The sequence below is a fragment of the Streptomyces sp. NPDC006393 genome, assembly GCF_040628575.1.
In the GTDB taxonomy this organism is placed as follows: domain Bacteria; phylum Actinomycetota; class Actinomycetes; order Streptomycetales; family Streptomycetaceae; genus Streptomyces.
The window spans coordinates 1-14,164 of sequence record NZ_JBEXZD010000104.1; the positions used below are offsets into that span (position 1 = coordinate 1).

Annotated in this window: 8 protein-coding genes; 3 read left to right on the plus strand and 5 right to left on the minus strand. The window is 70.0% G+C overall.

What is annotated here, in order from left to right:
• Positions 1–93 precede the first annotated feature (93 nt).
• From ABZ484_RS30865 to ABZ484_RS30875, 3 genes are all read left to right on the plus strand, one after another.
• The gene (locus ABZ484_RS30865; RefSeq protein ID WP_358869212.1) at positions 94–1,389 is read left to right on the plus strand and encodes a ribonuclease D; all 1,296 of its coding nucleotides are present in this window, start codon (positions 94–96) and stop codon (positions 1,387–1,389) included.
• A 213-nt stretch (positions 1,390–1,602) separates the two neighbouring features.
• Positions 1,603–2,832: an acetyl-CoA C-acyltransferase gene (locus ABZ484_RS30870; protein ID WP_358869213.1), complete on the plus strand. Its 1,230-nt coding sequence runs from the start codon at positions 1,603–1,605 to the stop codon at positions 2,830–2,832.
• Complete coding sequence (locus ABZ484_RS30875) at positions 2,829–4,958, plus strand: 3-hydroxyacyl-CoA dehydrogenase NAD-binding domain-containing protein (protein WP_358869214.1); 2,130 nt, start codon at positions 2,829–2,831, stop codon at positions 4,956–4,958. Before ABZ484_RS30870 ends, ABZ484_RS30875 begins: the two co-directional genes overlap by 4 nt.
• A gap of 69 nt (positions 4,959–5,027) precedes the next feature.
• Here ABZ484_RS30875 and ABZ484_RS30880 read toward each other — a convergent pair whose 3' ends face one another.
• The 5 genes from ABZ484_RS30880 to ABZ484_RS30900 all read right to left on the minus strand — a co-directional run bounded on the left by ABZ484_RS30880 (position 5,028) and on the right by ABZ484_RS30900 (position 14,140).
• On the minus strand, positions 5,028–5,795 hold the full coding sequence (locus tag ABZ484_RS30880) for an Ig-like domain-containing protein (RefSeq protein WP_358869215.1): 768 nt from the start codon (positions 5,793–5,795) through the stop codon (positions 5,028–5,030).
• Positions 5,792–6,586, minus strand: coding sequence for a rhamnogalacturonan acetylesterase (locus ABZ484_RS30885; protein ID WP_358869216.1), 795 nt, complete (start codon positions 6,584–6,586; stop codon positions 5,792–5,794). The genes ABZ484_RS30880 and ABZ484_RS30885 overlap by 4 nt, the downstream gene beginning before the upstream one ends.
• Positions 6,576–11,057 (minus strand): glycosyltransferase, encoded by a 4,482-nt coding sequence (locus ABZ484_RS30890; protein ID WP_358869217.1) that lies wholly within the window; start codon positions 11,055–11,057, stop codon positions 6,576–6,578. The genes ABZ484_RS30885 and ABZ484_RS30890 overlap by 11 nt, the downstream gene beginning before the upstream one ends.
• Positions 11,058–11,080: 23 nt before the next feature.
• Positions 11,081–12,304: a CDP-alcohol phosphatidyltransferase family protein gene (locus ABZ484_RS30895; protein ID WP_358869218.1), complete on the minus strand. Its 1,224-nt coding sequence runs from the start codon at positions 12,302–12,304 to the stop codon at positions 11,081–11,083.
• A 267-nt stretch (positions 12,305–12,571) separates the two neighbouring features.
• Complete coding sequence (locus tag ABZ484_RS30900; RefSeq protein WP_358869219.1) at positions 12,572–14,140, minus strand: hypothetical protein; 1,569 nt, start codon at positions 14,138–14,140, stop codon at positions 12,572–12,574.
• Between the last annotated feature and the right edge of the window lie 24 nt (positions 14,141–14,164).

Genomic DNA, 14,164 nt, shown 5'->3' on the forward strand with positions numbered 1-14,164 from the left:
GGAGCTCCGGGACGGCCATCGCGAACATGCCGTATTCCCGGCAGAGCGCCCGCGCGGGGGCGGGCGCCGTCCATCCACGGATACCCTTGACAGGTGACCGACGCCCGAGAAACCGCAGCAGACAGCCCACTGCGAACCACCGGAGGCGCCCCTCCGGACGACGGCGGCTCTTCTGACACGGGGGCGCCGATCCCATTGCTGGAGCCCCGCGAGGGCATTCCGCCCGTGATCGCCGACGCCGCGGCGCTGGCCGAGGTGATCCGCGCGTTCGCCGCCGGCTCCGGCCCCGTCGCCGTCGACGCCGAGCGGGCCTCCGGCTACCGCTACGGCCAGCGCGCCTACCTGGTGCAGCTGCGCCGCGAGGGTGCCGGCACCGCGCTCATCGACCCCGTCGCCTGCCCCGACCTGTCCGGTCTGGGCGAGGCGCTGTCCGGCGTCGAGTGGGTACTGCACGCCGCCACCCAGGACCTGCCGTGCCTGCGCGAGATAGGCATGGTGCCCAGCCACCTGTTCGACACCGAGCTGGCCGGCCGGCTCGCCGGGTTCCCCCGGGTGGGGCTCGGCGCCATGGTGGAGAACGTGCTCGGCTTCGTCCTGGAGAAGGGCCACTCCGCCGTCGACTGGTCCACCCGGCCGCTGCCCGAGCCGTGGCTGCGGTACGCGGCCCTGGACGTGGAACTGCTCGTCGACCTGCGCGACGCGCTGGAGAAGGAGCTGGACCGGCAGGGCAAGCTGGAGTGGGCCTTGCAGGAGTTCGACGCCATCGCCTCGGCGCCGCCCGCCGAGCCCCGCAAGGACCCCTGGCGGCGCACGTCCGGGATGCACCGGGTCCGGCGCAGGCGGCAGCTGGCCGTCGTACGGGAGCTGTGGCAGACCCGGGACCGGGTGGCCCGGCGGCGGGACGTCTCGCCGGGCAAGGTGCTGTCGGACGCGGCCATCGTGGAGGCCGCGCTCGCGCTGCCGCCCAACGTGCACGCCCTCGCCGCGCTGAACGGCTTCGGCCACCGGATGGGCCGCCGTCAGCTGGAGCAGTGGCAGACCGCGGTGGAGCGGGCCAAGTCCCTCTCCGAGTCGCAGCTGCCCCAGCCCGGGCAACCGGTCACCGGACCCCCACCGCCGCGCGCGTGGGCCGACAAGGACCCGGCCGCCGCGGCCCGCCTGGCGGCGGCCCGTGCGGCCGTCTCCGCGCTGGCCGAGCGGCTGAACATGCCGCAGGAGAACCTCGTCGCGCCGGACACGGTACGGCGGCTGTGCTGGGAGCCGCCGAAGGACGCCGACGCCGTTTCGGTGGCCGCCGCGCTGTCCGGCCACGGCGCGCGCCCGTGGCAGGTCGAACAGGTCACGCCCGTCCTGGTGGAGGCCCTGTCGACGAAGGGCACGGGCGCCTAGCACCCGCCTGCCGTGCCGAGCCGCTCTCCGCACACCCCCGCCGCCCGACCGGGCCGCGGGGGTGTGACGTTCGGGTCCGCGGTGGTGTGACGTTCGCCGCTCCCGGCGGGGGGACTGTGCAGTCACATTACCCGCGAGTAGCATGAGCCTGAGCGCGCGCTCAGCGCTTGCGCGTCGCAGCAGTGCCATCCCGCACCCTGGAGGAGAGCCATCGTGCCTCGTACCGTCAGGGACGTCGTCTTCGTCGACGGCGTCCGCACCCCGTTCGGCAAGGCGGGCCCGAAGGGCATCTACCACGAGACCCGCGCCGACGACCTCGTCGTGAAGGCGATCCGGGAGCTGCTGCGCCGCAACCCCGGTCTCGACCCGAAGAAGGTCGACGAGGTCGCCGTCGCGGCGACCACGCAGATCGGCGACCAGGGCCTGACCATCGGCCGCACCGCCGGCATCCTCGCGGGTCTGCCCACCTCGGTCCCCGGCTACTCCATCGACCGCATGTGCGCGGGCGCGCTGACCGCCGTCACCACCGTCTCCGGCTCCATCGCCTTCGGCGCGTACGACGTCGCCATCGCCGGCGGTGTCGAGCACATGGGCCGCCACCCGATGGGCGAGGGCGTCGACCCGAACCCGCGGTTCGTGAGCGAGAAGCTGGTCGACGAGTCGGCCCTGTTCATGGGCATGACCGCGGAGAACCTGCACGACCGCTACCCGCAGATCACCAAGCTGCGCGCGGACGAGTACGCGGTGCGCTCGCAGGAGAAGGCCGCCAAGGCGTACGCCAACGGCAAGATCCAGCAGGACCTGGTGCCGATCTCGGTGCGCCGCACCAGCCCCGAGGCCGGGGAGACCGGCTGGGGTCTGGTCACCGCCGACGAGCCGATGCGCCCGGGCACCACCCTGGAGAACCTGGCGAACCTCAAGACGCCGTTCCGCGTCCACGGCCGGGTCACCGCCGGTAACGCGGCGGGTCTGAACGACGGCGCCACCGCCTCGGTCATCGCGAGCGAGGAGTTCGCCCGCGAGAACGGTCTGCCGGTCAAGATGCGCCTGGTCTCCTACGCCTTCGCGGGCGTGGAGCCGGAGGTCATGGGCTACGGCCCGATCCCGGCCACGGAGAAGGCCCTGGCCAAGGCGGGTCTGTCGATCTCCGACATCGGCCTGTTCGAGATCAACGAGGCCTTCGCCGTCCAGGTGCTGGCCTTCCTCGACCACTACGGCATCGCGGACGACGACGAGCGCGTCAACCAGTACGGCGGCGCGATCGCCTTCGGTCACCCGCTGGCCTCCTCCGGCGTCCGGCTGATGACCCAGCTGGCCCGCCAGTTCGAGGAGCAGCCGCAGGTCCGCTACGGCCTGACCACCATGTGCGTCGGCTTCGGCATGGGCGCGACGGTCGTCTGGGAGAACCCGCACTTCGAGAACGCTGCCGGAGGCGACAAGTGAGCACCACCGCTGAACTCCTGAAGGGCGCGGCCGAGCTGTTCGCGGACGAGGTCGTCACGCAGGCGCACGTACGCCACTTCGACCTGCCGTCCGGCGCGGGCCGTTTCGCCCTCATCACGCTGGACAACGGCCACGACCACACCAAGCCGACCACCTTCGGCCCGCAGTCGCTGGCGAACCTCGACACCGCCATCGACCAGGTCGAGAAGGAGGCCGCGGACGGCGAGATCGTCGGTGTCGGCATCACCGGCAAGCCGTTCATCTTCGCCGTCGGCGCCGACCTCAAGGGCGTCGAGCTGCTGAAGCGGCACGAGGACGCGCTGGCCATCGGCAGGGGCGGCCACGAGGTCTTCAAGCGGCTGTCGAAGCTGGCCGTCCCCACCTTCGCCTACTACAACGGCGCGGCGATGGGCGGCGGTGTCGAGGTCGGCCTGCACTGCACCTACCGCACGGTGTCCGCGGCGCTGCCCGCCTTCTCCCTCCCCGAGGTCTTCCTCGGCCTGGTCCCCGGCTGGGGCGGCTGCACCTTGCTGCCGAACCTGATCGGCGCCGAGAAGGCCGTGACGGTCGTCATCGAGAACAGCCTCAACCAGAACAAGCAGCTCAAGGGCAAGCAGGTCTACGAACTCGGCATCGCCGACGCGCTGTTCGAGGGCGCCGACTTCCTGGAGCAGTCGCTGATCTGGACGGCGTCCGTCCTCAAGGGCGAGATCGTCGTCGAGCGCCCGGTCATCGACCGGGGTGAGGCCTGGGACCAGGCCGTCGCGCGCGGCCGGTTCATCGCCGACGGCAAGGTGCACGGCGCGGCCCCGGCCGCCTACCGTGCGCTGGACATCATCGCCGCCGCCAAGAACGGCGACCTCCAGCAGGGCTACGACGCCGAGGACCGGGCCCTCGCCGACCTGATCATGGGCGGCGAACTGCGCTCCGGCATCTACGCGTTCAACCTGGTGCAGAAGCGCGGCAAGCGCCCGGCGGGCGCCCCGGACAAGAACCTGGCCCGCCCGGTCACCAAGGTGGGCGTGGTCGGCGCCGGCCTGATGGCCTCCCAGCTGGCCCTGCTCTTCCTCCGCCGCCTGGAGGTGCCGGTCGTCCTGACCGACATCGACCAGGAGCGCATCGACAAGGGTGTGGGCTACGTCCACGCCGAGATCGACAAGCTGCTCGGCAAGGGCCGTATCAACCAGGACAAGGCCAACCGCCTCAAGGCGCTGGTGACCGGCGTCCTGGACAAGGCCGAGGGCTTCGCGGACGCCGACTTCGTCATCGAGGCCGTCTTCGAGGAGATGGGCGTCAAGCAGCAGGTGTTCGCGGAGGTCGAGGCGGTCGCCCCGGCGCACGCCATTCTGGCGACCAACACCTCCTCCCTGTCGGTGTCGGAGATGGCGTCGAAGCTCAAGCACCCCGAGCGGGTCGTGGGCTTCCACTTCTTCAACCCCGTGGCGATCCTCCCCCTCCTGGAGATCGTCCGCGGCGAGCAGACGGACGACGCCTCGCTGGCGACCGCGTTCGCGGTGGCCAAGAAGCTGAAGAAGACCGCGGTGCTGGTCAAGGACGCCCCGGCGTTCGTGGTCAACCGCATCCTGACCCGCTTCATGGGCGAGATCCAGAACGTCATCGACGAGGGCACCCCGGTCGAGGTCGCCGAGAAGGCGGTCGAGCCGCTGGGCCTGCCGATGTCCCCGCTCGTCCTCCTCGAGCTGGTCGGCCCGGCGATCGGCCTGCACGTCTCGGAGACCCTCAACAGGGCCTTCCCGGACCGCTTCACGGTCTCCCCGAACCTCAAGGCGGTCGTCGAGGCCGGCAAGCGCGGCTTCTACGTCTACGACAGCGGCAAGCCCGAGCTGGACCCGGAGGTCGCCGCGCTGCTGAAGCAGGGCGACGTGGTCCTGACCGAGGAGCAGGTCCGGGCGCGGGTGCTCGACGCGGTCGCGCAGGAGATCGGCCTCATGCTCGACGAGGGCGTCGTCGCCGAGGCCCAGGACATCGACCTGTGCCTGATCACCGGCGCCGGCTGGCCCTTCCACCTGGGCGGCATCACGCCGTACCTGGACCGCGAGGGCGTCTCGGAGCGGGTGAACGGCAGGCGGTTCCTGGAGCCGGGGGTGGCTTCGGTTCCGGCGTGACGCGCGGACACGCGTGAAGGGGGCCCCGCGGCTGCGGGGCCCCCTTCCGTCTGCCGGTGTCCGGACGTCTCAGCCGGCAAGCACGCCGGGGGCGGCGTACAGGTCGCCGATGTAGACGGTGACCTGCCCCCTGGTCAGACGGCCGTCCCCGTCGTCGAGGGCGTAGGCGAAGCGGTCGTACCCCGTCTGGCCGGGAAAGGGGGTGTAGACGACGGCGCCGTCGGGTTCGACGGCCGTGACACCGCGCAGGGCCGGCCCCACGCCCACGAGATGGACCCGCTCCCCCAGGCCCTCGGTGAGTCCGCGGAGCACTCCGCGGTGGCCGGGAGCCACCTTCAGCACGCGGCCCTGCCGGGGCAGAGGTGCGACCCGGTAGCCGTACTGCTTCACCGAGTGTGTGCTGCTGCTCAGGCTCGACCCGCCATGGGCGATGATGCCCGCACGCACCTGGGGGATGAGGACGGCGCCGGACGGCACGTCGTGGTGGACCGTGGTCGTGAACCGCGCAACACGAAAGCTGCCCGCCTCCACGGAGGTGGCGTACCGGTCACCGGAGGGCAGCAGGCTGATCCCGGCGAGCCGGTCGACACGGGCCACGCGGTCGAAGGGCTGCGCCATCACGTAACCATAGTAGCGGTGGCCCGGTCCCTCGGGGTGCAGCGTGAGAGCGAAACGCACCTCCTGCCCGGGCGTCAGCGGCAGCCTGGGGTCGGCGCTCGCCGTCAGCTCGACCGTCAGCCGGATCTGCGGTGCGTCCTGCTGGGCCGCGTGCACGCGGGCGAGCAGGAACGGCTCGGTATGGTGCTGCTCCTCGGTCACCATGGGTCCGCCCGTCACAGTGTGTCCCCTTGCCCCTTGGACCGCGCTCTGACCATGGCCGCGTGCTCGGCGTCGTCCAACCATCCGAGCGCCTGCGGCGGGAACGCCGGCACGTCGAGCGCGGTGACCCAGTGCGGCGGGACGATCTGCCGGGAGGCGAGCTGGTGGGCGACGAACCGCGCGCAGGCCACAGCGCCCTCGGACTGCAGATGCGTACTGTCCTCGATGCCCTCGGGGTAATTCGGATGCTGTCCGGGGGCGAGGTACATGAACAGGTTCCGGGTGCCCTGGGGTCCGAGCTGCGCCCACCATTCGAGGCTCTGCGCGTACAGGTCGACGTAGGGGGTGGCGGTCTCCCCGGCCAGCTCGCGCATGGCCATCGGATATTCGCCGAACACCTGCCGCAGGTTGCCGTGTTCGTCCCAGGTGCAGCGCTCGTGCGAGCTCACCAGCACCGGGTGCGCACCCCGGTCGCGGGCCCCGTCGACGAAGGCGCGCAGGTGGCGCTGGTAGTCGTGGAACGCCTCGGTGCGCCACTCCTTCTCCGGCTTGTGGTCGATCAGGCCGAAGGAGACGACGAGGTAGTCGTCGGGCCGGAGGCGCTCCAGGATCCAGGCGAGCCGGCCGCGCTCGGCGAAGGTGCGGGAACTGGCTCCCGCCCGGGCGCAGTTGACGACCTCAGCCGCGCTCGTGAAGAACAGCGGCAGCACCTGGCCCCACCCGGCCATGGGCGCCCTGCTGACCTCGCGCGTGCACACGCTCGAGTCGCCGGCGAGGAAGATGCGGTACGGACTGCCGTCAGGCCGCATCGACCCACCTCGTCGATGCGGGGACGCCCGGCTCCAGCGCGCCTATGGGGCCGTCCGGGCCAAGCTCCGCCGCAGGTGCCGTACCGAGCGCTTCGATCGCCTCGTAGACCCGTTCGCAGTTGCCGCCACCGCGGTGCATGAAGAAGCTCTCGACCCGCGCCTGGTGCACCGGTTCCACGGTGAAGCCCCGCTGAATCACGGCGATGATCTGGTCCACGGCGCCCTCGACGGTCCGGGACACCGGGCCGAAGCCGTCCTCGGAGAGGTTGAAGTAGCCGCGCTTGTAGTGGCGTCCGTAGAAGTCCTCCTCGTCGAAGGGCACGTGGACCAGCGGGATGCCCATGTAGGCCACGTCGAAGAAGACCGAGGAGTAGTCGGTCACCATCAGCGAGCACTCCTTCATCGCCTGCTGCACGTTGCGTGTGTTCGGGTCGGCGACGTGGATGGACGACGAGGAGAGCTGGAAGGTGTGCAGGTACGGCCGGATCTCGTAGTGCGGGAAGAACTCCAGGTCGACCCCGAAGTGCTCAAGGGCCCGGCCCAGGCGCGGATTCGCCAGCAGCGACCGGTAGAAGCGGTAGTACTCGGACTGCGTGAAGCTCGTCTTGGCTGGACCGGCGGCTTTCTTGTAGGAGGCGGTGACGAGCCACTGCCGCCAGGTCGGCATCAGCAGGATGCGGGGGCGTTCGGGGTGCTCACGCTTCAACGCGTCGAACCGGGGGAGCCCCGCGAGAACGGCGCGGTCGCCGTAACCGGCCTCCAGCGCCAGGAACTCGCGCTCCTGATGGCCGGTGGTGACGATCATGTCGTAACTGGTGATCCGCTGGTCGACACCGGTGGTGACGTCGTTGTAGATGATGCCGTGCTGAAGGAACACCCGCTGATACTTGAGGAGTTCTCCGAATCGGTGCAGGAACAGGACCTTCCGGTAGCCCTTGGGCAACAGGTAGGACTCCGAGTCGTAGGAGCCGATCAGCTTGGTCGCGTGCAGCAGGTACACGCGGTGCTTGAACGAGTCGAGCTTGATCACCTGCCCGTAGCGGGCGACCTTCGCGTAGTCGGCGGAGTCCCCGTCGATGACGTAGTAGACCTTGCGGCGCCTCCGGTTGGTCCGCATCCACTTGAAGAAGTGGTACGAGTTGTCCTGGGCCGTGTCGGAACGCTCGCCGATGAGCCAGATCTCGCGGCGGTTCAGGAACGGGAAGGTGAGCCAGTACGCCAGACGCATCCGCCAGCCGGGGTTGCGCAGCTTGAGGATGCGGATCTCACGCATGGCACGCCACAGCGTGTGCTTGAGGCGTGCCCCCACGCCACGATTGACCAGGCGCAGGTTCAGGGCGTCACGCGCGCCGATGGTCAGCATGTAGCGGTAGTCGCCGACCCGGCCCTGGCCCTTGAGCCGGTGCAGCGGCAGACGCGCCTTCATCACGACGTTGCGCTCCCGGCTGCCGTCGACGCGGTGCACCCTGAGCCGGAAGTCACCGATGCCGAAGCCGCCCTCGGCCAGCACCTCGGCGGGTATCTCTGCATACCAGCCGGCGTACACGTCGCGCTGGTTGCGGGCGTTCCACAGGTCCCGACGATAGACCTGCCGCAGTGGCACGGACACCTTGTTCCCCCGCGTCTGGTAAACGAACTCCAGGCGGTTGAGCAGAGGTCCGGTGATGTTCATGCCCGGGAAGGCCATGCAGCCCTCGACGACGATCACATCGTCCCTGCTGCGCACGGACTCGACCACCACGTTGGGATCGGCGACGCGTGCCGTGTTGGTGGCGAGGGACCCGCCGGGGAAGGTCCGGTAGAAGCCCTCGTCATCGATCTCGACCGCGAGCGGCGCGGCTTCCAGGGCGGGAGCCGGGTCGCAGAACAGCTCGAAGTTGCCGCTCTTGGCGGCGTAGTGGTCGAGCTGCTGAGCAGCGTTGGTGGCGAACTCGAGGATGACGTCGTCGGGGATCTGCGCGTAGTGGCGGTGGATGTCCGCGAACATCTCGGCCAGCTGCGAGCGGTTCATGACGTTGCGGGCGTTGCAGAGGAACCCCTTGTACGTGCGGGCCACGTACCGGTGGAACATGTGCCGGATCTTGTCGCGTTCCTCGGCGGTGTAGTTCAGCAGGAAGTGGTTGAGGCGCAGATGGTCCCGGTAGTTCGCGGGCTTGCTCCACAGCGAGTCCATGATGGACGAGCCGTCGGGCCGGCCGCGGTAGTAGTACACAGGGGCGTCGACCAGGCTGATGCCGTGGGAACGCAACATGGCCGGCAGCGTCAGCCACGAGTCCTCGAAATGGACGCCCTCGCCGAACCGGAGGCCGAACCGGCGCAGCAGGCCGGTGCTGAACAGCTTGTTGCACGCCGAACCGCTGAAGATCAGGTCGGGGGTGTCCGCGAGGTCGGTGATGACCCGGTCGCCGTCGCCGAAGTACTTCTTCCAGGGGCCGTAGGGCCGGTCGGGGAAGTTCACCAGGTCACCGACAGCGATCTCGGTGCGGTCGCGGCGAACGGCCTGAAGCATCAGGTACAGGGCGTCCGGGCCGAGGATGTCGTCGGAGTCCAGGAACGTGACGTAAGGCGCCGTGACATGGGCGAGGCCGTTGTTGCGGGCGTTGCCCAGGCCGCCGTTCTGCTGGTGGACGACCGTGACGTTGGCGTAGTACCGGGCGAAATGGTCGAGCATCCGCGGCGTCTCGTCGGTGGCGCCGTCGTCGACCAGGATGACCTGGGTGGCCGCGAAGCCCCGTTGCGCGGCGATCGAACCCAGGCAGTCGTCCAAGTACTTGGCGACGTTGTAGCAGGGCACGACCACGGCCAGTTCGAAGCGGTGGGTCAGCGTGGGGATCGGGGGGTGGATCTGGTCGCGCCACCACATCCACGGAGCGTTCGGGTCGTTCTGTTCCGACTCGAACGTGCGGCTGCCGACCCGCGCGGAGCGGAAGGCGAGGTTGTCGCTGACCGTGCGGTAGCCCTCGAACTCCTCGCCGTCGCGCTTGAAGCACAGCCCGTCCAGGTCGATGTCTCGCACGTTCAGCGCCGAACGGGAGCGGCTGCGGTTCCACTCCACGACGACCGAGACGTTCCAGACCGTATCGTCGGCGAGGTCGTCACCGAGCAGGCGGGCGAGGTCGGCGGTGCCCGAGAAGCGGACGTGGCGGTCGTCGACGGAGACCTTCGGGACCGGGACCAGGACGTCCTGCTTGGTGTGCCGGTTGCGCACCGCCAGGGACAGGGAGAGGGAGTCGCTCGCGGAGATCCGGCCGAAGCGGTTGACGAGCTCGCCGGCGTAGGTCACTTCCGTGCCGTCCATACGCCAGTTCGACAGCTGTGCGAAGAGCGGCACCTGGGACACGGGCGCGGCGGCCAGGCCCAGTTCGGTGACGTCCAGCATGCGGCGTGCACCCGGGAGGTGCAGGTGGTCGGCGGACCAGTAGACGCGGCCTTCCTCCTCCACCAGGTGGGAGGAGAACACGCTCCTGCGCCGGGTGTAGTCGAGCGTGGTGAGGGCGGCCTCGATCTCCTCGTACCTCAGGAGGTAGGCGCGCACCCGGTCGACCGGACCGCACAGCTCGAACGCCTCCTCGTTGATGGAGAAGAGATAGGAGCTGACGATGGTGGCGAAGCGCTGCTGGAACTCCGCGTCGCCCTCGGACAGGGCCCGCATGTACAGGCGCAGATCGTGTGAGAGGAACTTCGAGTCCTTGCGGACCTTCAGCGCCCACAGGCCCCGTTCCAGCAGGAATCGGTCGGTGGCCCGGTGCACGGCGATCCGGTCGGTGATGCTGCGCAGTTCTCGGGTGCGCCCGGTGATCGAGGAACCGTCCGGCTCCCACATCCACCGGTAGACGGGTTCGGTGATCACGGTGATGCCCCGGGCGAGGCAGCCCGCCACGGTGGAGAAGTACGTGTCCTCGTAGAAGACGCCCTCGGGGAACCACACGCCGGCCGAGCGCAGGAACTCCACGTTGTAGAGCTTGGCGGCGGCGATGGGGTCGGACAGCAGCAGCGGGAACTCCTCCAGGTTCGCCACCGTGCGGCTCATCGCGTAGACCTCCGGCGCCCAGGGCTCGGAGTCGCCGCTGACCCGGTTGACCCGCAGTGCCTTGCCCGCCGTGATGTCGCTGCCGGTCTCCAGCGCGCTCTCGACCAGCCGCTCGCAGGCACGTGGCGGCAGTTCGTCGTCGGCGTCCAGGAACATCACCCAGCGCCCCTCCGCCTGGGCGATACCCCAGTTGCGGGGGGCACCGACGCCGCCGCTGTTCTCCCGGCGGCGCAGTACCCGCACCCGGGGGTTGTTGCCGGCGAAGTTGGCGACCACTTCCATGGTGCCGTCGGTCGACGCGTCGTCTACGACGATCACCTCGACCAACTCGTAGGTCTGGTTCACGGCCGACTGCAGGGCCTTGCCGATGGTGGTCGCCGCGTTGTACGCGGGGATGACCACCGTGACCCAGTAGTTCTCGCCGTCCTGTGTCTGTCGCATGGGGACTCGTCCTGCAGATGGTGTCATCGCGAGTGCTCCCGGGCCCCGGGGCTGCCGTACGCGTCGCCGGGTGCCGCCTTCCGGAACTGGGTGAGCGGCATGGTGTCACCGAGCTGCCGACGCACGTGCGGCAGTCCGTAGGGGTCCTGGGAGGGGTCGTGCTCGTGGGGGGTGGCGTTCGGCTGCGGGTAGGGCCAGAAGCCGGGGTCGTCCTCCGGCGCCGGCGCCTGGTAGCGCTCGTCGGTCAGCAGCGCCTCCTGCGCGGCCCGCCGGTGGCGGCCCCGGTGCAGATGCGCCGCGATGGTGCCCGCAGTCGTCGGAGTGGGGTCCAGTTCCTCCATGACGCGGGTGAAGTCCCGCGTCGAGAGCCAGAACTTGTACATGATGACCAGCTCGAAGAGCATCAGCAGCGCCGCCGAGACGGCGGTCGTCCACAGGATCCTCCCGATCAGCGGGCCCACGATGAAGATGAACATCTGGAACTCGATGCCGCTGATCAGGTGCGGGCGGATCCGGGTGCGCAGCAGCGCCCGGCGAATCCTGACGTACCAGGGGAACTGACCGCGGAACTGCTCGTGCAGGTCGATCACGTTGCCGGCGCCGGCCTCGGCGCGGAGGGTCTCGGCCGGTGTGCCGGGGTTGTCTCGTAGCAGGTCCTCCATGAAGACGACCGGCGAGGCGTCCTCGGCTCCGGACCGCGCCTCCTGCTCGGCGCGTTCGGCCTCGGCGCGCTCCTTCGTCACCTTCTCGATCTTGGCCCGCATCGACATGCGCATCTTGTAGACCTGCAGTGCGTCGACGTACCGCAGCATGTCGAGGAAAACCACGATGAGGGCGGCGAGGAGGTACCGCTCGTCGTCCGTGCGCAGGAACTGCCCGCCCATCAGGGCCAGGGCGCAGAACAGCACTCGGATGCGGTCGAAGACGTAGTCGAGCCAGCCGCCGAAGACGGTGCCGTTGCCCTTGAGCCGCGCCAGCTTCCCGTCGATGCAGTCGAGGATGAAGCTCAGGTGGTACAGCAGGGCGCCGATGAGGAGCGACTGCTGATCGCCCTTCAGGAAGAGGCCCGCTGACCCGAGGCCGATGACGAGAGCGGCCCAGGTCACCCGGTTGGGCGTGATGAAGCGGAAGCGGGCGACGAGGAGCAGGAGTCGAGTGGCGACGGGGTCCACCAGGAACACCGTCCACCAGGCATCGCGCTTCTTGCAGGTCAGTTTTTGGACAGCCCGCAGCGACAGCTTGGCCATAACCCCTCAGACACGGACACGACAGGACATATGCCCCGTGGCCGTATCGGTGCGCCGCAGGGAAACGCGCAGGTGAGACCCGCTTTCACAGGAACGTCACATGGGCGACGAGAATCTTAACAAAATCACACCTAGATACGACGGGTAGTGATTCCGAACGGTCGCGACCTTGATCACATGGTTTTCTCTACAACCTTTTCACGCTCTCGCGTGTCACACCTGTCCGTTTCGGGGTATTCGGTCAGCCGTGAGTCCTTTCACGGGAGTTCACTCGCTCGTCGGACGCCAGTCGCCGAAGGTGAGACCGCCCTCGGGCTCCCGCCGAAAGGCCACCATGAGTCCGTCGCCGGCCGCCCATGTTCCCAGGGCAAGCCTTCCGTCCCGACTCACCGCCGCCGCCGGTCCCCGGTACGAGGGGGCCCTCAGGTCCTGCCACCACACCCCGAGATCCGGCCGCCCCTCGGGATAGGCGCCCACCGAGCAGTTGCCCCCCGGACCGGGACGGACCAGGACGGAGTATGCCCACCCGTCGATCTCCACGTGCCGCGCCGTGGCCAGCGGACCGCTCTCCTCCGCCTCGCCCAGCGGACAGGGTGCCGGGGTGCCGGGGTGCCACACGGACGCCTCGTTGGTGTGCGCGTCACGGAAGAGAACGGCGCCCGGCTCCGCGGCCGGTGCCCACGTGCCCGGCCGGGCGGCGAACGGAACCGTCCGGTCCTCGGTCCAGGCGCCGCTCGCACCCTGGTACCACCGGACGACCGCGGCGGAATCACGCGCCCTCGCGAAGACCTCGACCCGGCCGTTCCCCGAGGTCACCGCGAGGAGGTCGTCGGCGACGCGGGTACCGCCGAGGTGCCGCCACGCCGCCCAGTCGCCGTCGACCGACCGGCAGCGGTAGCTGATGCTGTGTCCGAAGTTGCGGACGAACACGAACAGATTGCCGGCGGTGTCGAAGGCGGCCGTCGGAAAACCGACTTCCCGCCCCCTCTCCCACGCCGCGCTGTTCGGCCCGCCGAGCGAGAGCCAGGGTGTCAGCGGCCGGCCGACGCGGTACTGGGCCGCCTGGACGACCTCGACGTCCGCACCGCCGTCCGCGCGGACGGTCCGGCGCAGCGCGAACAGGTTGGGGAACCCGTGCGGATCCGGTACCACGCACAGGCCCGGTAGCAGCCCCGGGCCCTCCACCGTCTCCGGTCCCCGCCACCGGTCCGGCTCCTCCTGCCACCAGCGCACGACTCCCCCGGCCGTGGGCGCGAAGGCCGTCAGCCGGCCGTCGAACCCCGCGGACAGCCAGTTCGCGGGCTCGGGGTAGCGCCTGCACGCCGCGGCACCGAGCCGCGGATCCGCCCCGGCGCGGTGGCAGTCGACGAACAGGATTCGGCCGGTCTCCCGTTGCCAGGCGCGGGCTGCCGCAAGCGCCTGCTCCGCGGTCCGCGCGTGTGCCTGCGGAACACCGTAGGACGACACTCCACTTGTCTCGTCGACGCCGACGTGCGCGGGATCGGGGTCCAGCGTGTGCAGCCGGTGCGGACCGATCGCGCGCAGTTCACCGAGCAACGCGGCCACGGCGTCGCCCGCGTCGGTGCCCAGGACGCGGACACCTCCCAGCGCCTGGCAGCCTCGTCCGGCGGCCTCTGTCAGCGCGCGCTCGAGCGCCGCGCGCGCGTCCTTGGTCCCCGCCCGGAGACAGACCACCGCGATCTGCGCCCCGGGCGGCTGCAGTCCGACGATCGGCACCGCGTCGGCGGGGTCGGGAACGACCACGGCGACCGTCTGCGCGCGCGCCGAAGGGCCGGCAGCGGTGGCTCCCTGCCTGCGGTCTGTCTTCCGCGTCATGCCGTCACGTCCCTCTGCCCGGCG